We start from the raw sequence: 22,997 nt of genomic DNA, 5'->3' as shown, positions 1-22,997 counted from the left end.
GGTCACGCAGCGCCGGATTCCGGTCACAATCAGGTCAAGTCCGGGCTACAAGCGCTTACCCGCGACCATCCGCTCTGACATCCTCGCCGCAGACTGCACAACGGCGGGGGGCCGCGTGACGAGGTTCGGGGGAATCGCACGTCTGGTGTTCCTGCGTGCGCGGGCGCACCGGCTGCTGCTCGCCGCCGCCCTGCTGACCGTCCTGCTGACCACCGCGGTCCTGGCGACCCTGACCGCCTACTCGGGCGCGATCGGCGACGCGGCCCTGCGGCACTCCCTGGCGGACCCGCAGAACGCCGCCGACACCGCGCTGGTGGTCAGGGCGAGCGTGCCCGAGGACCGTCGCAAGGAGGCCGACACCGCCGTACGGGAAGTGGCGCGGCAGACCTTCGACGGGCTGCCGGTGACCGTGCGGACGCTGCTCAGGTCGGGCCCGTACGCGCTGCCGCGGTCGCTGCAACCCGAGGCCGAGCGGTCCGGGGACCCGGATCTCACCCACTTCGCGACGCTGGACCGCAGCCGGGTGCGGCTGGTCGAGGGGCGGCTGCCCCGGCCGGCCGAGGGGCTGGTGGAGGTGGCGCTCCCGCAGTCCGCCGCACGCGCCCTCGCCCTGCGCCCCGGAGCCCGGTTCACCCTCACCGACCGGCTGGGCGGCCCCGCGGTGCGGGTGACGGTCACCGGCCTGTACCGGCCGGTGCGCGCCGACGACCCGTACTGGCTCCTCGACGACCTGCACGGGCGGGGCATCAACAAGCTCGATTTCACGACGTACGGCCCCCTGCTCGCCGATCCCGGCGTGCTGGCCGACGGGACGGTGAGCGTCGGGGCGTCGGGCTGGCTTGTGTCGGCCGACTTCGCGACGGTGACGACCGCGCGCACCGACGCGCTGCGCGAGGCGGCCCGCGCCGGGAACGCGGCGCTGCGCAAGGAGTCCTCCCTCGGCGGCGCCACGACCGCGGCGACCGCGCTGCCCGAGGTCCTCGACCGCACCGACCGCTCCCTGCTGCTGTCCCGCTCCACTCTCCTGATCGTCGCCCTCCAGCTGGTGCTGCTCGCGGGCTGCGCCCTGCTGCTGGTGGCGGGACTGCTGAGCAGTGAACGCACCGGTGAGAGCAGGCTGTTGCTGGCCCGCGGTGCCTCCCGCGGCCGGATCGCGGGCCTCGCCGCCCTGGAGGCGCTCCTGCTCGCGCTGCCCGCGCTGGTCTGCGCCCCGCTGCTGGCGGGCCCGCTGACCCGACTGCTCGCGGGGCGGGGCCCGTTGGCCCGGATCGGGCTGCGGCTCGAGGTGCCGCGGGACGGGCGGCTCGGGGTGTGGCTGGTCGCGGCGGGCATCGCGCTCGGGTGTGCGCTGGCGGTGACCCTGCCCGCGCTGACCTCCTCGTTCGCGCGCGGCCGGGCACGGAGCCTGCCCGGGGCGGTGCGCGCGGGGGCGGACCTCGGGCTGCTCGTCGTGGCCGGGGTGGCGTACTTCCAGCTCAGCCGGCAGACCTCCGGTGCCGTGACCGACGACAGCTCCGGGGTGCTGGGCGTGGACCCGCTGCTGGTGGCGGCGCCCGCGCTGGCGCTGCTCGCCGGGACCGTGCTGACCCTGCGGCTGCTGCCCCCGCTGGCCCGGCTCGCCGAACGCCGGGCGGCCCGCGGGCGCGGCCTGAGCGCGGCCCTGGCGGGCTGGCAGATCGCCCGCCGTCCGATGCGCGGCGCGGGCCCGGTGCTGCTGCTGGTGCTCGCCGTGGCGCTGGGCATGCTGGCGATCGGCCAGGGCGCCTCCTGGAACCGCTCGCAGTCCGACCAGGCCGACTTCCGCGCCGGGGCCCCGGTGCGGGTCCTGACCTCCGGCGACGCGGGTCTCGGCCGTACCGAGGAGTACGCGGCCGTCCCGGGCGTACGGCGGATCGCACCCGCCGTACGCTCCGAACTCCCGCTGTCCGGCAGCCGGGTGGCGACGGTCCTGGCGCTGGACACCTCGCGCGCCTCGATGCTGATCCGTTCCGACCTGCACTCCGGACCGTTCCTCCAGGGGCTGGGCCCCAAGGGCGCGACGACGGGCCTGCGGGTGCCCGCGGGCACGACCCGGCTGCGGCTGACGGCGGCCCTGAGCGGTTCCGACCCGAGCACGGCCGTCCAGGTCGCCGTCACCCTGGAGGACCGCTACGGCACCCCCCACCGGCTCCCGATCGGCCAACTCCCCGGCGACGGACGGGTCCACGCGCTGGACGCCCACCTGCCCGGGGTCCCGCTGACCCTCACCGACCTGGAGCTGGTCGTGCCCGTCCCGAACGGCAGCGCCGAGCAACACCGTTTCACCCTCGACGGGTTGACGGCCACGAGCACCGACGGGACGGTACGGCCACTGCCGTTGCCCACCGACTGGAAGGCCTCCTCGCGGAGCGAGGGGGTGAGTTCGACGCCGGACGACAGGAACAAACCCACCCGGCCCCGCCTGAGTTCGGGATCCGGGCGGCCGACCGTGCGGTACGGCACCGGCTTCATCCCGTCCGACGACACCTGGAGCGTGGGGGTGCTCACGGTCCGGCTGAAGGCCACGCAGCCGAAGCCGGCCGAGATCACCGCCGTCGCCACCCGACGGTTCCTCGACTCGGCGTCCGTCTCCGTCGGGGAGAGCCTGGACGTGCCGCTGGGCGGCGAGAACGTGTCGGTGCGCATCGTGCGTTCCGTGGCGGAGCTGCCCACCGCCGCGGAGAACGGCGGTGCCCTGCTGCTCGATCTGCGGTCCGTGAACCGGGAGTTGCAGGAGCGGTACGGCGAGGGCCTGGAGCCGACCGAGTGGTGGCTGTCGACCGACCGCGGGGCCGCGGCCCGGGTCGCCGAGGCGCTGCGGGACCGGCCCGACGTCGATCCCACCCAGGTCGTGGTGCGGGACGAACTCGCCGAGCAGCTGAGCGACGACCCGTTCGGCGCGGGCCCCGAGGCCGCGTTCACGGCGGCGGCGGGGGTGGCGGCGGCGCTGGCCGCCGTCGGGTTCGCGGTGAGCGCGGCCGGGTCGCTGCGGGAGCGGGGCGCGGAGTTCGCCGTACTGCGGGCTCTCGGGGCCCCGCGCCGGCGGCTGGCCCGGGCGGTCGCCCTGGAGCAGGGTGTCCTGGTGCTGCTGGCACTGTTGGCGGGGGCCCTGCTGGGCGCGGTGCTGACCCGGGCGGTGATCCCGCTGATCGTGCTCACGGACGAGGCGACCCGACCGGTGCCCACGGTCCTGGTCCAGCTCCCCCTCGCGCGGGCGACCGTACTCCTGGCGGCGGTGGCTCTCGCCCCGCTCCTGGTGACGGCGGCGCTGGCCCTGCGACGGGCGGATCCGGCCCGTGCGCTGCGTGAGGGGGGTGAGTGAGATGAGGTGGTTCAGGACGGGCGGGGCCGCATCTTCCGGGAAGGGCGAGTCGGGGGTCTCCGGGGTGACCGCCGGGGCGTCCGCGTCCGACGGGGACGCCCATGAGGGCTCCGGGGTGAGCGTGCCCTGGGTCCGGACCCGGCTGCGGACCGCGACCGGCACCGCGTGCGCGCTCGCGCTGCTGGTCGCGTTGACGGCGTGCCTCGCGGCCGCCTTCCCGCGCGCGGTCGACCGGTACGAGGACTCCGGGCTGCGCCGGGCCGCCGAGCAGGCCCGCCCCGACCGGACCGGCATCGAGGTGTACGCCCCGCCGCCCTCGCTGATGGAGACGACCCGTTTCCGCGAGGACGCGCTGCGCCCGGACATGCTGGCCGAGCAGGACACCGAGGTCCGCGCCCAGGTCCCGGACCCGCTCGTCCTCGACCGGGACCAGTCGACGTACGGCGTGCGCACCACCCAGGACATCCCGGTGCTCGACCCGTGGCTGCCGAGGCCGACCGGCGACCCCGCGCGGGTGACCCTGGTCGCGCAGACGGGCCTCGCCGCCCACTCCTCCCTCGCACAGGGACGGTTGCCGCGCGCCGACGGCCAAGTGGCCTCCACGACGCGTGAACTGGAGGCCGCCGTCAGCGCCGAGACGGCCAAGGCCCTGCACATCAAGGTCGGTTCGGTGCTCCACGTCCCGCCCTACACGGTTCGGATCACGGGCATCGTCACCCCGCGCGAGCCGCGAGGCGCGTACTGGTCGACCAAGACCATCCTGCGCACCCCGGCCCTGATCCGCGAACCCCTGCCGTCCATCGCCATGTACTGGGTCGGCGCCCTGCTGCTGTACCCGGACGCCGCCCCCGCCCTGCTCGCCGACTCCGGAAAACCCGAGCGCTACTGGCAGTTGGCCCCGGACATAGGGGCCCTGCGGGCCCGCGACATCCCGGCCCTGCGGTCCGCGATCGCCTCCCTGGAGGCCGGTCCGGCGCTGCGGGAGGTGCGCCGGGAGATCGACGGCCCGTCGACCGAGCTCTCGGAGCTGAACGGCAGCACCGAGGTCACCACCGACCTCGACGAGGTCCTCATCTCCTACGGCCGGCTCCGCGAGAGCGTCGCCCCGCTCGTCGCCGTCGCCGCGTTCGGCACCGGCACGGTCGCCGCCGTCGTCCTCATGATGGCGGGCGGCCTCACTGCCGAACGCCGCCGCAGCGAACTCGCCCTGCTGCGCGCCCGGGGCGCCTCCCTGCGCGGTCTCACGGCCCGGCTCTTCGCCGAGACGGCCGCCGTCGCCGTGCCCGCGGGTGCCCTGGGCCTCGCCGCCGCGCTGCTCGCGATCCCGGCGGGCCGCGCCGGTGCCGCCGTGTGGGCCGCCGTCGCGGTCACCGCCGTGACCTGCGCGGCCCTCCCCCTGCGCGCGGCCGCCGCCCACCGCCTGGTCCGCGTGCACACCGGCCGCGAGGACGTGGCGTCCGTACGGCCGTCCCGGCGCCGTACGGTCGCCGAGCTGACGCTGCTGGTGCTGGCCGCGGGCGCGGTGGAGTCGCTGCGCCGGCGCGGCACCTCGGGCTCCGCCGGTGACCTCGTCTCCCTGGCGCCGGTGCTGCTGGGGGTGATCGCGGCGCTGGTCCTGGTCCGCCTGTACCCGCTGCCGCTGCGCGGCCTGGCCCGGCCCGCGGCGCGGCTGCGCGGCGCGGTGGCCCATCTGTCGCTGGCCCGGGCGGGCCGCACCTCGGCCTCCGCGGTGCTGCCCCTGCTCGCCCTGCTGACCGCCCTGACCACGGCGGCCTTCGGCGGCTCGGTCCTCGCGGGCGTGCGGGAGGCCCGCGACCACGCGGCCCTGCTCTCGGTCGGCGCCGACGCCCGGGTGGAGTCGGCGGCGCCGCTCCCGTCCGGGCTCCCGGACCGGCTGCGCCGTAGTCCCGGAGTGAGCGAGGTGTCCACGCTGAGCGTCACCTTCGAGGCGAAGCCGGCCGACGGGGCCCAGACGGTACCGCTGGTCGGGGTGGACCCCGCCGATTACGCGGCCCTGTCGGCCCGGACCGGCCTGGGCGCCTTCCCGCGGGGCGAGTTGCAGGCGGCGGCCGCCGGCGCCCCCGCTCCGGCCCTGGCCTCCACGGCCACCGCCCGGACGTACGGCACCCGCCCCTTCCCGGTCCTCCTCCCGGACGGCAGCACCCTCACCGTCCGCATCACCGCCGTCCTCGACCGCACCCCGGCGGTGTCGGGCCCGGACTTCCTGATCGTGAACCGCACGGCACTGGGCCCGGCGGCGGCCCGGCCGACCGGGCTGCTCCTGACCGGCGAGAACCTGGACGGGACCGCACTGCGCGAGGCCGCCCCGAAGACGGCGACCGTGCGGCTGCGGTCCGAGGAGCGGGCGGGCTATGTCGACTCCCCGCTCCAGACCGGCGCGGAACGCGTCTATACGACCGCCGTGGCGGCCGGCACCGGTTACACCGTCCTCGCCCTCCTCCTGTCCCTCCTGCGCACCGCCCCCGAACGCACCGCCCTGCTGGCCCGCCTGCGCACGATGGGCCTCACCCGGGCGGCGGGCCGGCGCCTGCTGATCCTGGAGTCCCTCCCCCAGGCGGTCCTGGCCGCGCTCGGCGGCGTCCTCACGGGCTGGGCCACGATCCGCCTGCTGTCCCCGGGGATCGACCTGACCGCCCTCGCCCTCCCGACGGCCGAACCCGGCGCGGGCGCGGTGGAGTTGCGCATGGACCTGCCGTCCCTGGCGATACCGGCGGCGGCGGTGCTGCTGCTGGCGGTCGGGGTGGGGGTCGGACAGGCCTGGTGGTCGGGGAGACGGGGGTCGGTGACGGAACTGAGAGCGGGTGACGCCCGATGACCCGGATGACGCTCGATGACCCGGGTGGCGCCCGATGAGCCGCGTGACGTCCGATGACCCGGGTGGCGTCTGATGACCCTTTGTGTGACACCCGATGACGCGTTGCGTGCGACCCGAGCAGCCCTGACGCCGGACCACAGTCCAGGAGACGGCCCATGACCACGAACCCCACCCTCACGGACCTGGCGCAGAAGGCGACCGCCGCCCGCAACCGCCCCACCTACGGCCACGACGCCCTGATCACCTGCGACCGGCTCGTGCGCATCTTCACCACGGACGGCGTGGAGGTCCAGGCGCTCCAGGGCCTCGACCTGCTCGTGCGCGAGGGCGAACTCCTCGCCCTGGTGGGCGCATCGGGCAGCGGCAAGTCCACCCTCATGAACATCCTCGCCGGCCTCGACACCCCCACCGCCGGCGCGGCCAGGGTCGCCGGGCACGACCTGCTCACCATGACCGCGAAGGACCGCCTGGCCTACCGCCGCAAGACCGTCGGCTTCGTGTGGCAGCAGACGTCCCGCAACCTCCTGCCCTACCTCACCGCGGCGCAGAACATCACCCTGCCCATCCAGCTCTCCGGCGCCCGCACCGCCCGCCGCGCCCAGACCCAACGGGCCCTGGAACTCCTGGAGTTGCTGGAGGTCGCCGACTGCCGCAACCGTCGCCCCCACCAGATGTCCGGCGGCCAGCAGCAACGCGTGGCGATCGCGGTCGCGCTGGCCAACGACCCCGCGGTCCTGCTGGCCGACGAACCGACCGGCGAACTCGACTCGCACACCGCGGAACAGATCTTCGCCGCGTTCCGCACGGCCAACGAACAGCTCGGCACGACGATCGTCATCGTCACCCACGACCAGGCCGTGGCCTCCGAGGTCCGCCGGGCGGTGGCCATCAGGGACGGCCGTACGGCCACGGAGGTCCTGCGCCGCAGCGAGGTCGACGCGACGACGGGCCACGAGACGCTGGTGGCGCGGGAGTACGCGATGCTGGACCGCGCGGGCCGCCTCCAGCTCCCGAAGGAGTACACCGAGACACTGGGCATGCGCGACCGGGTCGCACTGGAACTGGAACCGGACCACATCGGGGTGTGGCCGGACGACAGCGACCGGGACTGACGGTTGGATCGGTGGGGGCCGGTCAGCGCACGCTGACGCCGAGAGCCCCAAGTCCCCCTTGCCGTACGGCGATCGAGCCGTAGGGCGTGCGCAGCCGCAGCCACGCTCCGGAGGAGAAGAGCCCCGACTCGCCGCCGGGCCGCAGGAATCCGAGCGACTGGGCCGCGTGCACGGCCCGCACGGGCAGCCCGGTGTCCGCGACGGTCCGGGACCAGATCTCCCGGCCGATCCGGTCGAGTTCGGCCCGGGTACGCCCCTCGGGCCCCAACTCCTCGGTACGCGACCGGAATTCGGCGATCCCGGCGAGGACGAGCGCGCGCAGCGCCTCCGGCCCCGGAAGGCCGGTCACCGGCTGCCATCCGCCGCGCGGCGGCAGCACCCCGGCCCACGGCGGACCGGTCACCGCCGGCGGTACGACAGCGGTGCCGGCGCTCTCGTCGACGGACTCCAGGAGCTCACCGGCGGACACGGTCACGTCGAGAGTGACGTCGAGCCCGTTCTCGTACGGCTTCGCCAGCCGTACCGCCCGGATCGCCAGCACCTCGAAGGACGGCGGCCGCCCGAAGACGGCGAGCGCGGTGCCGGTCCCCTGGAGGCGCACCGCGGCCGAGCGGTCGTAGTGGAGCAGCCGGGAGAGGAAGGCGGCGAGGTCCGCCGCCTCCGACTCGTCGGCGAGGTGGAGCACCGTCATGCGGCGACGGCCTCCTCCTCGTCGTTGTCCCGGTACTCCTCGAGGAACTCCCGTTCCTCCGTGGTGATCCGGCGCGGGCGCTGGGCCGCGAAGTCGAACGGCACTATCACCGTGGAGGCGCGGACGTAGACCTCGTCGCCGTCCTTCACCTCGTAGGCGATGGTGAAGGACGCCGCGCGGATCTCGGTGACCCACAGCTCGATGTCCACGGGCGCGTGCCGGTGGACGAGCTGGCGCTTGTAGTCGATCTCATGGCGTGCCACCACGGACCCCTGCTTGAAGTCCTTCTCCGGGCGGAACAGGAAGTCGATACGGGCTTCCTCCAGGTAGCGGAGGAAGACCACGTTGTTGACGTGGCCGTACGCGTCCATGTCCGCCCAGCGCAGCGGGCAGCGGTAGATGTGCCGCAAGATCAGCCCCGGGTCAGCTTCTTGTAGGTGGCGCGGTGCGGACGCGCCGCGTCCGGGCCGAGCCGCTCGATCTTGTTCTTCTCGTACGACTCGAAGTTGCCCTCGAACCAGAACCACTTGGAGTCACCCTCGTAGGCGAGGATGTGGGTGGCGACCCGGTCCAGGAACCACCGGTCGTGGGAGACGACCACGGCCGCGCCCGGGAACTCGAGGAGCGCGTTCTCCAGCGAGCCGAGGGTCTCGACGTCGAGGTCGTTGGTCGGCTCGTCGAGGAGCAGCAGGTTGCCGCCCTGCTTGAGGGTGAGCGCGAGGTTGAGCCGGTTGCGCTCACCACCGGACAGGACACCGGCGGGCTTCTGCTGGTCGGGACCCTTGAAGCCGAACGCGGACACGTACGCCCGGCTCGGCATCTCGACCTGGCCGACGTTGATGTAGTCCAGCTCGTCCGAGACGACCGCCCAGAGGGTCTTCTTCGGGTCGATGTTGGCGCGGCTCTGGTCGACGTACGAGATCTTGACGGTCTCGCCGACCTTGATGGAGCCGGAGTCCGGGGTCTCCAGACCCTGGATCATCTTGAAGAGGGTGGTCTTGCCGGCGCCGTTGGGGCCGATGACACCCACGATGCCGTTGCGCGGCAGGGTGAAGCTGAGGTCGTCGATGAGGAGCTTGTCACCGAAGCCCTTGCTGAGGTTGGAGACCTCGACGACGATGCTGCCGAGCCGCGGGCCCGGCGGGATCTGGATCTCCTCGAAGTCCAGCTTCCGCATCTTGTCGGCCTCGGCGGCCATCTCCTCGTACCGCGCGAGACGGGCCTTGGACTTGGCCTGCCGCCCCTTGGCGTTGGAGCGGACCCACTCGAGCTCTTCCTTGAGCCGCTTGGCGCGCTTGGCGTCCTTCTGGCCCTCGACCTTGAGACGGGTCTGCTTGGTCTCCAGGTACTTGGAGTAGTTGCCCTCGTAGCCGTGCAGGCGGCCGCGGTCGACCTCGCAGATCCAGCCGGCGACGTTGTCCAGGAAGTACCGGTCGTGGGTGACGGCGACGATGGTGCCGTCGTACTTGGCGAGGTGCTGCTCCAGCCAGTTCACCGACTCGGCGTCGAGGTGGTTGGTGGGCTCGTCGAGGAGCAGCAGGTCGGGGGCTTCGAGCAGCAGCTTGCAGAGCGCCACGCGCCGCTTCTCACCACCGGAGAGGTTGGTGACGGCCCAGTCGCCCGGGGGGCACCCGAGGGCGTCCATGGCCTGCTCCAGCTGAGCGTCGAGGTCCCACGCGTTGGCGTGGTCGAGCTCCTCCTGGAGCTTGCCCATCTCGTCGAGGAGCGCGTCGCTGTAGTCGGTGGCCATCAGCTCGGCGATCTCGTTGAACCGGTCGAGCTTGCCCTTGACCTCGGCGACACCCTCCTGGACGTTCTCCAGGACGGTCTTCTCCTCGTTGAGCGGGGGCTCCTGGAGGAGGATGCCGACGGTGTAGCCGGGCGCGAGGAACGCGTCACCGTTCGACGGCTGGTCCAGCCCCGCCATGATCTTCAGGATCGTGGACTTACCGGCACCGTTCGGGCCGACCACACCGATCTTCGCGCCGGGCAGGAAGTTCAGCGAGACGTCGTCAAGGATGACCTTGTCGCCGATTGCCTTGCGCGTCTTGCGCATGGTGTAGATGTACTCAGCCAAGAGAAACCGTCCGGCAGCTTGAAATCTGGCAGTGGGCAGATACACCCCATCTTGCCTGAGGTCCACCCTCGGGTGTTAACCCGTTTGGTCGGGGGGCTGTGACCTGGCGTTTCACGCGCCCTGTCGGTGACATGCCCATCGAGCCCCGCCCCGGGCCGGGAGAACCTGGGCGAACGGCGCCCTGCGTGATCACTGTCAGGGATAGCCTGACGCCATGCCCGACGCCCCGGACGCCTCCGCCGCCCCCGAGCTCCATCGTCTGTCCCCCCGCGACGAGTCCCGCGTCGCGCTCGCCCTCACGCTGCGGCAGCTCGTGGACGCCGTCCTCGACGCCGTCCCGGTCGAGCCGGATCCCGCGCCCGGGGATCTGCTGCGTACCGCGCTGAAGCTCCAGCGCCGGGTCGAGGACGTGGTGCGGGAGGCCGTGGTCGCCGAGCGGGAGCGGGGGACCACCTGGGCCGAGATCGGGGAGGTCGCCGGTGTCACCCGCCAGTCCGCCCACGAGAAGTGGTACGGCGATGTGCACGCCTGGGCGGCCATCGGACGCAGCGCCCTGCCGCCGCACCTGAAGACGCTCGAAGTGGCCGCCGAGGCCGACGACCGGTACGCCATGCTGCGGCCCGACCGGCCGCACGCCGTCACCTCGGGACTGGACGCGGTCCGCTTTCCCGGTTCGCACGCCTACGAGGCCAGCCTGCGCGTCCGCGGCTCCGCCCTGCACACCCGGCGCACGGAACTGGACGCCCGGGCCACGCGGCTCAACGACGAGTACGGCGCCCTGCACGCCCAGGGACCGGCCAACTCGCCCCTCGGCGCCGATCCGCACGCCATCGACGCCCACCGCGGTCACGCGGACGCCGTGCGCGCCAACCGGCTCGCCATCGCGGACGTGCACGACGAGATCGCCACCGTCTACGACCAGCTCGTCACCGCCGAACCCTCCCTGGCCGAGGAACACCGCACCCAGTCCGACTGGCACCGCAACGCCTCCGCCCAGGCCCGCGGCTACGCCGACCTCCTGAACGGCACGGGCCGGTAGAGGCTGTCCGCGGGATCAGCCGGCTGCGGGAAAGGGCGCCTCGTCAGCGCGGGCGCGCCTGCGGCGCCCGCCCCGCCCGAGGAACCTCCGCCGGCCGCGGCGGCCGCGCCCACTGCACCGGCCACCGCCCACCGCGACGCCGGCCTGATCCGCCGGGCAGGCCCTAGCCGTCCGCGCTCCCGCGCACGGCCAGCCATACGGCCGCGCCCACGGCGACCGCTCCGGCCGCCCCCGCGGACCGCAGCAGCGCCCGGTCACCGCGCCACGACAGGACCGACCAGCTCGACTGCGCCGAGAACAACGACCCCTTGCTCAGCCACGACCCCGTGGAGATCAGGGAGAGGGCGGAACCGATCGAGCCGACGGACAGGGCGCTGCCGATCGAGCCGACCGACAGGGCCGAGCCGACGGAGCCGATGGACAGCACCGAGCCCACCGAGCCGATCGACAGCACCGAGTCCTGCGACCACAGGGACAGCACGGACTCCGAGGACGGGTGACGCGCCGCTGACGCGGTTGACTTCGTCATGCGGGCCATTCTGCCCGCGCCGGGGCGCCGAGGTCAGTCGTGCGTGCGGTTCTGCTTCCGGCCCGTGTGCACCAGGAAGGCGCCCCCGATCACCACCAGCCCGATCGCGGTCCCGGCGATCAGCGGCGTCGTAGCGGAGCCGCCGGTCTCGGCGAGGTTGACGTCGGCGGAGGGCGCGGCCACCGTGGCGGGGCTCGGCTCGCTGAGGGTCTGAGTGGTGGCGCCCGTCTCACTGCTCCGGGTGCGGCAGTCCAGGACCCCGGTGAAACGCTCCACGAGGCCGTCGGGGCCCTTGATCGTGAAGTCGTACGCCTGGTCCTCCTGGAGCGGGACCGTCACCGTGCGGGTCTCGCCCGCCGCGATGGCGTACTGCGTGCCCATGAGCTCGAAGCCGAACTCCTCGTCGCCCTGGTTGGTCGCGGTGATGTCCAGTCCGCCCTTGGTGCAGTTCCGGGCCGCGGACAGGGCCGGTACGGCGCCCTGCTCCGCCCAGGTCGCGCTCGCCGTCGCCGAGACGGTCGACTCGCTGGAACCGGCCAGGATCTGCGTCTGGCTGCGGCTCTCCGAGGCGAAGGCCCGGCCGACCGGCACGGTGGTGGAGGCCTGCACGGTGAGGTCGGCCGCACCCGCCCCCGCGTCCTCGGGGACGTCGAAGTAGAGCTCGCTGCCGTTGCTCGCGGAGGTCACCGGCTTGCCGTCCTTGCCGACGATCCGCACCCCGCTGGTGGCCGCGTCGGCCGGCGGCGTGACCGTCGTACCGGCCGCGTTGGTGTGCACCGTCACCGGGCCGAGCAGCTCGCCTGGGTGGCCGGAGACCGCGGGCGGGTCGAGGGTCAGCGAGGCCGCCGGCTCCGTGAGGTCACGGGCGCTCTTCTCCAGGTAGTCCGCGAGCTTCTCGGCCTGCGGGTCGACGGCGTCCACGTTCGCCGCGTCCGAGTAGCGCCAGATCGCCACCTGGGTCCCGGCCGCCGCGTCCTGCTCGGTCAGCCCGGCGGGGACACCGGCCTTGGCGGCGAGCGCCGCGAGGTCGTTCACCTGGGGGTAGGAGTTCTGGAGGATCCAACGGATCTTCCCCGCGTTCCTGTTGGCGCCCAGCGAGGTCCCGCTCCAGTCGGTCTCGTGGTACTTGGCGTCCTTCTGCGTCGGGTTGTAGAGGTCGACGCAGTAGGTCTGCAGGGTGCCGCCGCCCTCGACGGACATCTCGAACAGCCCGGCGGGCACCTGGAGATCGCCGTTGGTGTCGTGGATCACCGCTTCGCCGTAGGTCTTCAGACCTCCTATGGTCGCGGTCGCCCCTCTCTGGTTCTGTGCCGTGTCGTCCGCGGCGGCCGTGCCGGCGGCGGCCACCGCCATACCGGCCGCGAGCAGGCCGGAGACGAAGGTGGCGGCCGCGAGGCGAGCCGCTCCCCGTCCGCGCACGGACAGCGCAGAGAACGCAGAAAACACGGAATTCCCCTTCGAGCAGGACCCGTTGACGAGCGGGGTGGCGGTCCCACCAGCAGAATCAATAGCCCCGAGAGCTGTGTTCGGCATCCTAGGGACGCGGCCGCGCCGCTCTTCCCGGGGATGCGGTCGGAAGATCGATCCGACTCGGAATCGTTATCGCCAGCCCCCTTCGCCGGGAGGGCTTATCGACAAGTCGACCGGAAGTTCCGGACGCATTCGCCGATAAGCCCGCCGATAAGCCGCACTTCGGTCAGAGCACCAGCGCCCGCCTGACGTCACGTCACCCGACGTCACGTCACCCGACGTCACGTCACCGCGACGGCCTCCCGCCGGTCCGCGGTGTCGTCGCCCGGCGGTGTCTCCCAGGCCGGCTCCGGCTGCGCGGGCGTGCCGGCCGCCGCGTTCTCCGCCCGCTGGGTGCGCCGGAAGGCCGAGGTGCCGCGCGCGAGGTCATGACCGATCGCCACCGCGTCGATGTCGGCCGAGGTCCAGGACGGCTGCCCCTCGCGGACCTCCGACCGCACCTTCAACCGGCCCTGGACGACCACCGGATCGCCCACGTTGATGGACCCGGACACGTTGGTGGCGAGCTGGCGGTTGGCCCACACCGTGAAGAAGTTGGTGTGCCCGTCCGTCCACTCGTTCTTCTCGCGGTCCAGATAGCGCGCGGTCGCCGCGAGCCGGAACCGCACCGACGCGCCGGTCGTCAACTCGCGGTACACCGGCTGCGTCGCCACGTTGCCCACCGCGCAGATCATCGTCTCGTTCATCGCGGAAAACCCTCCCGGACATGCGTACGGGCCCGTCCCGTACGGCTGTTGCCGTCTGCGTGCCGAACGCGTCACCGCGATCGCCGCGAAGCCAGACTGCCTCCGCCGGGCCGAGCCCGCTGCGCCCTGTGGACCGTCCACGGGCTGTGGAAAACTCCACCACCCGAACGAGGGACCCGGTCCACGGAACCACCCGTCACCCCACCCCCACGACCCTCCTGTACTGCTCCCGGACCTCCCGGTACCGCAGCAGCTCCGCCGCCACCGGATCCAGCACCCGGGCCCGCCCGCACCCCGCCGCCGCCTCCCGCAGACGCCGTTCCGCCTCCACGCCGTACCGCCGCGCGGGCCCCCGCGCCGCCATCCGGCAGCTCCACTCGACGAGCGGGCCGCCGATGATGCCCAAGACCATCAGCAGCACCGGAACCCCGAGGTTCGGCGCCATGACCCCGACGATCTGACCCACCAGCCAGGCGCCGCCGACGATCTGAAGCAGCGTCATGGACGCCTGGGCCAGAACGGCTGCCGGCCACCAGCCCGGACGCGGTGGCTTGCCCGGCGGCAGCCCGGCCCGGGCCGTCAGCTCGTCCAGCGCCTCGGGAAGCCCCTGGGAGCCCCGTACGGCCGCCTCGCGCACCGCCTGCGCCCAGGGCGCGGGCAGTCCCGCCGAGGCGCGGTCGGCGAGCGTCCGTACGGCCTGCTCGACCTGTTGCCGCGCGGTCGCCTCCTCGTCGGCCTGGGTGCGCAACGGCAGCCGTCCCGTGACAGGTTCGCGCCGGTCCTGGTACCAGCGCCACAGCCGCAGCCAGGGCGTGCCGCACGCGCGGTTGGCGTTGCGCAGCCAGGCGCGCTCGGCCGCCTCGCCCGCCGCGGTGGCGCCGACCGCGTCCGCGAGGCGGGCGGCGAAGTCGTCGCGCGCGTCCTCGCTCAGGCCGGTGCGCCGACCGGTCGCGTAGACGGGCCGCAGGCGCCACGCGGCCGCGTCCACGTCGGCCGCGATCCGCCGCGCGGGAGCTCCGCGCTCGGCGACGAACTGGCCGAGCGACTCCCGCAGTTCACCGACGCCGTCCCCGGTGAGCGCGGACAGCGCGAGCACGGTGGCGCCCGGTTCGCCGTACTCCCCGAGCGCGATCCCGTCCTCGTCCAGCAGCCGCCGCAGGTCGTCGAGGACCTGCTCGGCGGCCTCCCCGGGCAGCCGGTCGATCTGGTTGAGGACGATGAACATGACCTCCGCGTGGCCCGCCATCGGCCGCAGATAGCGCTCGTGCAGCATCGCGTCGGCGTACTTCTCGGGGTCCACGACCCAGATGACGGCGTCGACGAGCGCCAGGATCCGGTCCACGTGCTCGCGGTGCTGGACCGCGGCCGAGTCGTGGTCGGGCAGGTCGACCAGGACGAGCCCGCGCAGCTGGGCCTCCGACTCGGCGCTCTGCAGCGGGCGCCGCCGCAGCCGGGGCGGGATGCCGAGCCGCTCGATGAGACTGGCCGAGCCGTCGCTCCAACTGCACGCGATCGGCGCGGCGGTGGTGGGCCGGCGCACGCCGGACTCCGAGATCGTCACTCCGGCGAGCGCGTTGAACAACTGCGACTTGCCGCTGCCCGTCGCACCCGCGATGGCGACGACGGTGTGCTGCCCGGAGAGCCTGCGCCGGGCGGCCGCCTCGTCCAGGACCTGGCCGGCCTCGGCGAGCGTCCGGCTGTCGAGCCGGGTCCGGGACAGCCCGATCAGCTCCCGCAGCGCGTCCAGACGGGAGCGCAGAGGGCCGTCGTACGCCAACGGGGCGGCGGGCGGCGCGTTGTGCCCACGAGCCTCCACGACGGCGGCCTGCTCGCTCTCGGCGGTGACCCGCCGCGCGATCAGCCCGTCGTCCCAGGCACCACCCGATTCACCGTCGACCACCACACCGGCATCGACCACCTCCGGGGACCCACTCCCGGCCTCCCCGTCCCCGCACCCTCCCGCGGCCCGCCCACGGGGCTTCTCCTCGCGCACGTGCCTGCCGTCGTCCCGCCCGGGCCGCCCTTCCTCACGCCCAGGCTTACCGACCTCGCGCACGTGCCGCCCTTCCTCACGACCAGGTCGCCCTTCCTCACGCCCGGGCCTACCGTCCTCGCGCGCGTGCCGCCCGTCCGCACGCCCGTGCCGCCCTTCCTCACGCGCGCGCTCACCGGCCTCCCGCGGGTGCTTACCCTCCTCGCCCCGGTGCCGGCCCTCCTCAGGCCCGCGCTGACCCTCCTCACGCCCGCGCCGCCCGTCCTCACGCCGGTGCCCCGGCTCCTCGCCCCCCTCCTGCCCCGACCCGACCCGCCCACGACCGGACGCCTCCCCGTCCCGCCCCGACCTCGCGCTCGCCCGACCGGGCTCGTCACCCTCGCGCCCCACGCCCGTCCCCGCCCGCGCACGGCCCCGCCCCTTCTCCGCACCCGCGTGTCCACCCCTCACCCGCGCGGTCCCGTCACTCACCGCCCCACCAGCGTCTCCGTCCCCCCGACGCCCCTCCCCGACACCGCCATCGACACCCGCCCCGGCACCCTCCCGCCCGTCCTCCTCACGCCCGTCCCCGACCTCCACGCGCGCGTGACCCTCCTCGCCCCCCGCTCCCCCAGCGCCCGCCGAGCCCCCGGCCACCGCCTCCCCCTCCGATACGGCGTCCCCCGCCCGCTCGGTGTGGTCCTGATCCGTGTGGTCCTGATCCGTGACGGCGGTCATCGGTCACCTCTCCTTCTGCAGTACGGACAGCGCGGCGATGAGCTCGGCCTGGGGCTCGGGGTGTACTTCGAGTGCGTCGAGCGGGGCGAGCCGGCGTTCGCGTTCGGCGTGCACGACCCGGTCGAGGTGCTCGGCGAGCAGCCGTCCGCCCCGGTCCCGCAGCCGCAGCGCGCCATGGGCGCCGATCCGCTCGGCGAGCCCCTCACCGGCGACCCGGGCCCGCCGCCCGCCCAGCAGCGCGGTGGCGACGAGGGCGGCCACGGTCTCCGGGTCGGGCGCGACGCCTCGGTCGAGGCCCCGGACCTCGTCCTCGGCGTACTCCTCCAGCTCCCGCCGCCACCGCCGTACGGCCATCCCGATCCGGTGCTCGGCGCTCTCCGGAGTCGGATCACGGTCGGTCAGTTCAGGCGCCGCGGCGGCCGGTTCGCGCCGCCAGGCCTCGGCGACCCGCTCGTCGGCGGCGGTGACCGCGCACAGCAGGAGGGCGCCCAAGCTCTCCACCAGGGCGTCCAGGAGCTCGCCGGCGGTGCAGTCGAGGGGGAAGGCACGCCAGCGCTTGAGGGCGTCACCGGCGAGCACGGCACCGGCCTGCAGCCGCCCCCGCACGCGCGCGTACTCGCTGTCGTACGCCACCTCGACGGCGGTGGTGAGCCGCAGCGCGGCTGCGTACTGGGCGGCGGCGGCACTGGCCAGTTCGGGCATCCGGGACTTGAGGGAGGCGAGCACACCGTGGGCCGTACGGGCGACGGTGTGCTGCCGGGCGGCCGGCTCCTGCACCTGGTGGACGAGCCAGGTCCGCAGCGGTGCCACCGCGGTGGCCGGCAGCAGTCCGCCGCCCCAGGCCGACTCGGGCAGCTCCGGCACCGTGAACCGGGGCACCTCGCCGAGGCCCGCCTTGGTGAGCAGGGCGCCGTACTGCCGGGAGACCTCGGAGACGACCTGGTGCGGCACCCGGTCGAGGACGGTCACCAGGGTGGCGTCGTACTCCTTGGCGGTGCGCAGGAGGTGCCAGGGGACGGCGTCGGCGTAGCGGGCGGCCGTGGTGACCATGATCCAGACGTCGGCCGCGCAGATCAGCTCGGCGGCGAGGACGCGGTTGTCGGCGACCAGGGAGTCGATGTCGGGCGCGTCGAGGAGCGCGAGGCCGGGCGGGAGGGTGTCGGCGGTCTCGATGCGCAGCACGCGCGCGGGGTTCTCGCCGGGCAGCAGGAGTTCGTCCCCCGCCTCCCGGTGGGGCACCCACACGCGGGTGAGGTCGGGCAGGACCCGCATCCCGCTGAACCAGTGATGGTCCTCCGGATGGCAGACCAGCACCGGGGTCCGCGTGGTCGGCCGCAGTACGCCCGCCTCGCTCACCCGGCGCCCCACAAGGGAGTTGACGAGGGTCGACTTGCCCGCCCCGGTGGAGCCGCCCACGACGGCCAGCAGCGGCGCTTCGGGATCCCTCAGCCGGGGCACCAGATAGTCGTCGAGCTGGGCGAGCAGTTCGTCGCGGTTGGCACGCGCGCGTGGGGCCCCCGCCAGGGGCAGCGGGAAGCGTGCGGCGGCGACACGGTCGCGCAGGGCGGAGAGTGCGTCGAGCAGCTGAGGCCGTACGTCCAAGGTCACCACATGTGAAGAATGCCCAATTTTAGGGGAATTCTGAAGCATATGAGCACGTCTGCGCGCCGACAGGACACAAGGGACGGAAGGGATGACTGGGACGCAGGCACAGTCCAGGCATAACGAGTGCACAACACCCGGTGCGCGAGGCGGCAAAAGCGATGCACGATTCGTACCTGCCTGCGATTATCAGGACCGCTTCACTGAACCTCCACATCGAGCCACGGAGGCGAAGCAACAGGGACAAGGTCGTGGGAGCCCTATCCTTGTCCCCGGCAACGTCACGGAACGGCCCACACCCGGGCACCCAAGACAGAGGCCACCACACCCGGCCCCCGTAGCTCAGTGGATAGAGCAGGCGCCTTCTAAGCGCTTGGCCGCAGGTTCGAGTCCTGCCGGGGGCGCAAACACCTTCTGACCACGTCGTTCGGGCAGGGGGTCTTTTCATGTCCGGCCCCGCAGCGGTACGTGGCCAAGCGCCTCGGGCCCGAAGCGCCCGCCGGACGGGACGGCTCCTCGCACCTACCGAGATCATGCGCGACTGCCACTGACAGTGCCGCGGCGTAGAGTCGATCACCCTGACCGGGAACCACCACAGGGGAAGGACCGACATGCGTCTGCGCTGTGCCGTGCTGGACGACTTCCAGCGGGTGGCGACGCGCTTCGCCGACTGGTCGCCGCTCGCTGACCGCGTCGAAGTCGTCTCCTACGACAGCCACTTCGCCGACGAGGACGCCCTGGTCGCCGCTCTCGCCGACGCCGACATCGTGGTCACCCTGCGCGAGCGCGTCCCCTTCCCCGCCGCCCTCTTCGCCCGCCTCCCCCGGCTGAAGCTGCTCATCGCCTCCGGCATGCGCAACACCGTCATCGACTACGCCGCCGCCGAGGCGCACGGCGTCACCGTCTGCGGCACGGCCAGCTCCTCGACCCCGCCGGTCGAACTCACCTGGGCCCTTCTCCTCGGCCTCGCCCGTGGGATCGTCCAGGAGAGCAACGCCCTGCGCACGCAAGGCGCCTGGCAGTCCACCGTCGGCGCCGACCTGCACGGCCGCCGGCTCGGACTGCTCGGTCTCGGCAAGATCGGCAGCCGCGTCGCCCAGGTCGGTCTCGCCTTCGGCATGCAGGTCAGCGCCTGGAGCCAGAACCTCACCCGGGAACGCGCGGCCGAGGTGGGCACGGAGCTCGCCCCGTCCCTGCAAGACCTGCTCTCCACCAGCGACTTCGTCTCCGTGCACCTCGCCCTCGGCGACCGCACCAGAGGCCTGCTCGGCCCCGCCGAAATCGCCCTCCTCAAGCCCACCGCCTACCTGATCAACACCTCGCGCGCGGCGATCGTCGACCAGGACGCGCTCCTCGCCGCCCTGCACGAGGGCCGGATCGCCGGAGCGGCCCTCGACGTCTTCGACACCGAGCCCCTCCCCGCCGACCACCCCCTGCGCACGGCCCCCCGCCTGCTCGCCACCCCGCACCTCGGCTATGTCTCGCAGGCCAACTACACGACGTACTACGGCCAGGTGGTCGAGAACATCGAGGCCTACCTGGCGGGTTCACCCGTACGACGACTCCCCTGAGGCGGCATCACCCGCACGACAGCTCCCCTGAGGCGATCACCTGCACGACAGCTCCCCTGAAGCGGCATCACCCGCACGACAGCTCCCCTGAGGCCCCGCCCACAGCAGGCCTGCGATAGACCCCCGCGCTCCGCCGCAGATGATGCAGGTCCACCAGATAGCGCCGGAGCGTCACATGGTCGATGGCGTCGCTGTCCTCGCACCAGGCCCGCAGCTTCTCGTCGACGACCCGCTCGGGGTAGTCGACCCCGGGCGCGAAGGTCTGCTCGGCGATGTGCTCCAGGACCCGCTTCTTGCGGCTCCACTGCGCCGGCAGCCGGACCAGCCGACCGCCCCGGACGAAGGCCCGCAGCACCCGCTCCTCCGGGACCGGCGCCTCCTCGGCGGGTGCCCGTCGCGCGTAGTCCTTGAAGAGGCCGTACGCCACCTCCAGCGCCCCGTCGGCCTGCTCGACCACCACGCCCTGCTCGCCCAGGCGATGCAGCGCCACGGCCGTGTCCCGCGCCGACAGACCGGCCGTCCGGGCGACCGCTGCGGGGGTGCCGGCGCCCAGCGCGACCGCGGCGAAGGCCCGCACGCGGCTCTCCTCGGCGAACAGACGGATCACTTGGTCGACCGGTTCGGTGTCGATAGCCATGTCCGGAGGCTAGCCGGGCCGCCCCCGCCGCTCCGAGCGAATTTCCCTCGCACACGAGAGCGGAACCCGGCCCCGCTGTTCAAAAAGGGTGATCCCCACATGAACGCCGTTACCAGGAGTGAGTGGCCGCGTTGAAGGGGGAGTGCGACGGCGCGTCCTGTCGTCGCACCCAACGAGTCAGAAGGAGTACGTGATGTCTCGCATCGCGAAGGCAGCGGGGGTCGCCCTCGGCACCGGCGCCGTGGTCATCGGCGGCGCCGGCATGGCGCTGGCGGACGCGGGTGCCGGCGCCGAGGCCGTCGGCTCGCCCGGCGTCCTGTCGGGCAACGTCGTCCAGGTCCCGGTCCACATCCCGGTCAACCTGTGCGGGAACACCGTGGACGTGATCGGCCTGCTGAACCCGGCCTTCGGCAACAGCTGCGTCAACGACGGCGGCCACAAGGGCAACCCCGGCCCCGGTGGACACGGCGGCTACGGCTACGGCGGCTGACCGTCCGTACCCGGCACAGAGCCCCGGCACCTCGAGCGCCGGGGCTCTTCCCATGCCCAGGGACGGTCCGTGGGTCTCAGGCGTACCGGTAGATCCCGCTGACGTCCTCCAGCTGATCCGGTGTCACACCCCACGGCGGCAGCTTCTCGCCCCGGGCCACGACCCGCCGGTACTGGGCGTTCGCCGGACCCGGCGGCCTGGCCGGCTGGTAGCGGGCGCCGGCGTGCCGCCGCTGCCAGCGGTACCAGCACAGGTCGATGAAGGCGTGGTGCATCCAGAAGACGGGGTCGTTGACGGACGCGCCGCCGACCATGGCCCCGCCGACCCAGCGGTGCACCCGGTTGTGGTTGCGCCAGGCGACACTGCCCCGCCCGCTCCCCCAGCCCTCCAGCTTGTTGCGGAACCCCCTGGTCACCGTGGAGTCCCAGGGCGAGACGTCGTAGACCGGATCGGCGAGCGCCCCCTCCAGCTCGCTCTTCGTCGGCAGGGCGATCGGGTCGGCGGAGCGGCCGAGGTCCCGGGTGAGGAACTCCCCGTCGGTGACGCCCTCCTTGAGAGTCCAGTTGCCGGTCGCCCAGGCGAACGGCCCGGTCATCACCTGCCGGTCCGAGCGCCGGCCGTTGCCGCCGAGCAGATCCTTGGTCCAGGGCGCCGAGGTCGCCGTACGGTCGCGGGTCCAGTCCCAGTACGGCACCGTCACCGACGAGTCGACGCGCCGCAGCGCCCGCTCCAGGTCCAGCAGGAAGCGCCGGTGCCAGGGCAGGAAGGAGGGCGCCATGTGGGCCGTACGGAGGCCGTCCTCCCCGTCGGAGTTGTAGTACTCGATGTGGGTGCGCACGAACTCGTCGTACTCGCCGCGCCGTTTCACCTCCAGCATCGCCTTCACGAACCGCCGCTTCTCCGTGGCGGTCAGTGTGCTGACGTCCTTACGCGTGTACGCCATGGTCTCCCCCCATGTGTGGCTGTGTTCCTTCGCGCAGTTGCCGCCCGGGCCCGAGCTCGTCGACGGCGGCGCGGGCGGCTTCGAGCGGTGTCTCGTACGACCGGTAGTGGTCGACCATGCTCAGCCAGGTGCCGTCGGCGCGGCGCATCAGGTGCAGGGGCCGGCCGTCGACGGTGACGTGCCACTGGGCGCCGTCGAAGACGCGGCCCGCGCTGGTGGCGGAGGTCCTGATGCCCCGGATCCGGCGGCCGCGGTAGGTCTCGTCGAAGACGATGTCCGCGGGCGGTTCGGCCGCGCGCAGCGAACGCGTGGCGGCGGCGACCGGGACGAACGCGGCGGCGACGGCCACCGGTCCGAAGATTCCCAGCAGCACGCCCCGCCGGCTCACCCGGGCGGGTCCGCCACGGTCACGCCGGCTGCGCCCCCGCGCCGTCCCCACCGCCGCCACTTCGACACTCACGACCATCGCTGCTCCTCCGGTTCGGGTTGTCCGTACCGGTAACCGCCCGACCCCCCTGTCGGTCACCGTCGAGCGGCCGGGAAGGTGAACGGGGGCGGGGACACGGGCGGAGGGAAACCGAAGGGCCCGGGCGGCAGCGCCCGGGCCCGTCAGACGGCTGACCACTCGGTCCTACAGACCCGGCCCCGTCACCAGGTCGGCGCCCGGGACCGTCTGGAGGACGGGGGCGAGGACGCCCACCTGGGGCAGCTTGGCGTCCGGGAGGCCGTAGTTGTCGGGGTTGGGGGCGGTGAGCGGGGCGTCCACGCTCAGGCCCGGGGCGAGGGTGCGCAGGTCGGAGGCGGGGGCGCCGACACCGACGTGGTCGAAGTCGTCGCCGAGGACGTGCGGCAGCGGGGCGCGCAGGCCCGCGCCGGGCAGCGCGCCGCCGATCGGCACCTGCGGCAGCACCCGCTCCGGGATGAGCCGGCCCTCGACGTACTGCGGGCCCTCGGGCGCGCCCGGCGTCAGCAGCGGAAGCTCCGCGCCGAGCTTCGGCAGCTGCATGCCGAGGGAGTTCTCGACGCCCTCCAGCGGCACGGGGACCGGAACCGTGTCCACCGCGGCGGCGGGGGTCGCGGCGCCCACCGCGGCCGCTACGCCCGTGATGACGGCGGCGATGGTTCCTCGGGTGGTCGACTTCATCTCAGGTACGGTGCCTTTCGGGAATCGGGAAGCTCAACGTCCTTCCCCCGTAACGATTCC

Annotated in this window: 18 protein-coding genes and 1 tRNA gene; 7 read left to right on the top strand and 12 right to left on the bottom strand. The window is 73.5% G+C overall.

Annotated features, from left to right (window positions below; translation table 11 throughout):
- The first annotated feature begins 115 nt into the window (after nt 1–115).
- From OHN19_RS28085 to OHN19_RS28075, 3 genes are all read left to right on the top strand, one after another.
- Nucleotides 116–3,340, top strand: a complete 3,225-nt coding sequence (locus OHN19_RS28085; protein ID WP_330266864.1) for an FtsX-like permease family protein — start codon at nt 116–118, stop codon at nt 3,338–3,340.
- A 64-nt stretch (nt 3,341–3,404) separates the two neighbouring features.
- A complete protein-coding gene (locus OHN19_RS28080) occupies nt 3,405–6,176 on the top strand; it encodes an FtsX-like permease family protein (RefSeq protein ID WP_330294128.1) in 2,772 nt (923 codons plus the stop codon).
- 155 nt (nt 6,177–6,331) lie between these two features.
- Nucleotides 6,332–7,288, top strand: coding sequence for an ABC transporter ATP-binding protein (locus OHN19_RS28075; RefSeq protein ID WP_330266862.1), 957 nt, complete (start codon nt 6,332–6,334; stop codon nt 7,286–7,288).
- A 22-nt stretch (nt 7,289–7,310) separates the two neighbouring features.
- Here the strand turns inward: OHN19_RS28075 and OHN19_RS28070 are convergent, their stop codons facing one another.
- From OHN19_RS28070 to ettA, 3 genes are read right to left on the bottom strand one after another with little or no spacing between them, the layout of a single operon-like run.
- Nucleotides 7,311–7,979 (bottom strand): hypothetical protein, encoded by a 669-nt coding sequence (locus OHN19_RS28070; protein ID WP_330266861.1) that lies wholly within the window; start codon nt 7,977–7,979, stop codon nt 7,311–7,313.
- Complete coding sequence (locus tag OHN19_RS28065) at nt 7,976–8,389, bottom strand: thioesterase family protein (protein WP_330266860.1); 414 nt, start codon at nt 8,387–8,389, stop codon at nt 7,976–7,978. The genes OHN19_RS28070 and OHN19_RS28065 overlap by 4 nt, the downstream gene beginning before the upstream one ends.
- Before the next feature lie 2 nt (nt 8,390–8,391).
- On the bottom strand, nt 8,392–10,056 hold the full coding sequence (gene ettA, locus OHN19_RS28060) for an energy-dependent translational throttle protein EttA (protein ID WP_330266859.1): 1,665 nt from the start codon (nt 10,054–10,056) through the stop codon (nt 8,392–8,394).
- 214 nt (nt 10,057–10,270) lie between these two features.
- On the opposite strand from ettA, the gene OHN19_RS28055 reads away from it, so the two are divergent.
- Entirely contained in the window at nt 10,271–11,095 is an 825-nt protein-coding gene (locus OHN19_RS28055; protein WP_330266858.1) for a hypothetical protein, read from the top strand.
- Between the two features lie 163 nt (nt 11,096–11,258).
- On the opposite strand, the gene OHN19_RS28050 is transcribed toward OHN19_RS28055, so the two are convergent.
- The 5 genes from OHN19_RS28050 to OHN19_RS28030 form a co-directional block, all read right to left on the bottom strand.
- Nucleotides 11,259–11,624: a hypothetical protein gene (locus OHN19_RS28050; protein ID WP_330266857.1), complete on the bottom strand. Its 366-nt coding sequence runs from the start codon at nt 11,622–11,624 to the stop codon at nt 11,259–11,261.
- A 33-nt stretch (nt 11,625–11,657) separates the two neighbouring features.
- Nucleotides 11,658–13,070, bottom strand: coding sequence for a Cys-Gln thioester bond-forming surface protein (locus OHN19_RS28045; RefSeq protein ID WP_330266856.1), 1,413 nt, complete (start codon nt 13,068–13,070; stop codon nt 11,658–11,660).
- A 305-nt stretch (nt 13,071–13,375) separates the two neighbouring features.
- Nucleotides 13,376–13,840, bottom strand: a complete 465-nt coding sequence (locus tag OHN19_RS28040) for a single-stranded DNA-binding protein (RefSeq protein ID WP_330266855.1) — start codon at nt 13,838–13,840, stop codon at nt 13,376–13,378.
- A gap of 196 nt (nt 13,841–14,036) precedes the next feature.
- The gene (locus OHN19_RS28035; RefSeq protein ID WP_330266854.1) at nt 14,037–15,896 is read right to left on the bottom strand and encodes a YfjP family GTPase; all 1,860 of its coding nucleotides are present in this window, start codon (nt 15,894–15,896) and stop codon (nt 14,037–14,039) included.
- A 657-nt stretch (nt 15,897–16,553) separates the two neighbouring features.
- Nucleotides 16,554–18,161 carry a dynamin family protein gene (locus OHN19_RS28030; RefSeq protein ID WP_330266853.1) on the bottom strand — a complete coding sequence of 536 codons (1,608 nt, stop codon included), beginning with the start codon at nt 18,159–18,161 and terminating at the stop codon, nt 16,554–16,556.
- A 322-nt stretch (nt 18,162–18,483) separates the two neighbouring features.
- Here OHN19_RS28030 and OHN19_RS28025 point away from each other — a divergent pair.
- A tRNA-Arg gene (locus OHN19_RS28025) sits at nt 18,484–18,556 on the top strand.
- A gap of 207 nt (nt 18,557–18,763) precedes the next feature.
- Entirely contained in the window at nt 18,764–19,723 is a 960-nt protein-coding gene (locus OHN19_RS28020; RefSeq protein ID WP_330266852.1) for a D-2-hydroxyacid dehydrogenase family protein, read from the top strand.
- A 67-nt stretch (nt 19,724–19,790) separates the two neighbouring features.
- On the opposite strand, the gene OHN19_RS28015 is transcribed toward OHN19_RS28020, so the two are convergent.
- Nucleotides 19,791–20,360 (bottom strand): DUF2087 domain-containing protein, encoded by a 570-nt coding sequence (locus tag OHN19_RS28015; RefSeq protein WP_330266851.1) that lies wholly within the window; start codon nt 20,358–20,360, stop codon nt 19,791–19,793.
- Nucleotides 20,361–20,553: 193 nt separating this feature from the next.
- Between OHN19_RS28015 and OHN19_RS28010 the strand changes: the two genes are divergently transcribed.
- A complete protein-coding gene (locus OHN19_RS28010) occupies nt 20,554–20,850 on the top strand; it encodes a chaplin (protein ID WP_330266850.1) in 297 nt (98 codons plus the stop codon).
- Between the two features lie 76 nt (nt 20,851–20,926).
- Here OHN19_RS28010 and OHN19_RS28005 read toward each other — a convergent pair whose 3' ends face one another.
- The 3 genes from OHN19_RS28005 to OHN19_RS27995 all read right to left on the bottom strand — a co-directional run bounded on the left by OHN19_RS28005 (nt 20,927) and on the right by OHN19_RS27995 (nt 22,937).
- Nucleotides 20,927–21,793, bottom strand: a complete 867-nt coding sequence (locus OHN19_RS28005; protein ID WP_330266849.1) for a tyrosinase family protein — start codon at nt 21,791–21,793, stop codon at nt 20,927–20,929.
- Entirely contained in the window at nt 21,777–22,259 is a 483-nt protein-coding gene (locus OHN19_RS28000) for a tyrosinase family oxidase copper chaperone (protein ID WP_330266848.1), read from the bottom strand. The genes OHN19_RS28005 and OHN19_RS28000 overlap by 17 nt, the downstream gene beginning before the upstream one ends.
- Before the next feature lie 165 nt (nt 22,260–22,424).
- Complete coding sequence (locus OHN19_RS27995; protein ID WP_330266847.1) at nt 22,425–22,937, bottom strand: hypothetical protein; 513 nt, start codon at nt 22,935–22,937, stop codon at nt 22,425–22,427.
- Between the last annotated feature and the right edge of the window lie 60 nt (nt 22,938–22,997).

Origin of the sequence: Streptomyces griseorubiginosus (assembly GCF_036345115.1) — a bacterium.
GTDB classification, from domain to species: Bacteria; Actinomycetota; Actinomycetes; order Streptomycetales; family Streptomycetaceae; genus Streptomyces; species Streptomyces griseorubiginosus_C.
The sequence above is the reverse complement of the archived record's forward strand: the minus strand, read 5'-3'. Positions and strand labels throughout refer to the sequence as shown.

Bases quoted from the DNA above. Each gene is read 5' to 3' on its own strand.
- OHN19_RS28075 (WP_330266862.1), top strand. From the start codon at position 6,332: ATGACCACGAACCCCACCCTCACGGACCTGGCGCAGAAGGCGACCGCC.
- OHN19_RS28070 (WP_330266861.1), bottom strand. From the start codon at position 7,979: ATGACGGTGCTCCACCTCGCCGACGAGTCGGAGGCGGCGGACCTCGCC.
- OHN19_RS28055 (WP_330266858.1), top strand. From the start codon at position 10,271: ATGCCCGACGCCCCGGACGCCTCCGCCGCCCCCGAGCTCCATCGTCTG.
- OHN19_RS28050 (WP_330266857.1), bottom strand. From the start codon at position 11,624: ATGACGAAGTCAACCGCGTCAGCGGCGCGTCACCCGTCCTCGGAGTCC.
- OHN19_RS28040 (WP_330266855.1), bottom strand. From the start codon at position 13,840: ATGAACGAGACGATGATCTGCGCGGTGGGCAACGTGGCGACGCAGCCG.
- OHN19_RS28020 (WP_330266852.1), top strand. From the start codon at position 18,764: ATGCGTCTGCGCTGTGCCGTGCTGGACGACTTCCAGCGGGTGGCGACG.
- OHN19_RS28015 (WP_330266851.1), bottom strand. From the start codon at position 20,360: ATGGCTATCGACACCGAACCGGTCGACCAAGTGATCCGTCTGTTCGCC.
- OHN19_RS28010 (WP_330266850.1), top strand. From the start codon at position 20,554: ATGTCTCGCATCGCGAAGGCAGCGGGGGTCGCCCTCGGCACCGGCGCC.
- OHN19_RS28005 (WP_330266849.1), bottom strand. From the start codon at position 21,793: ATGGCGTACACGCGTAAGGACGTCAGCACACTGACCGCCACGGAGAAG.
- OHN19_RS28000 (WP_330266848.1), bottom strand. From the start codon at position 22,259: ATGGTCGTGAGTGTCGAAGTGGCGGCGGTGGGGACGGCGCGGGGGCGC.
- OHN19_RS27995 (WP_330266847.1), bottom strand. From the start codon at position 22,937: ATGAAGTCGACCACCCGAGGAACCATCGCCGCCGTCATCACGGGCGTA.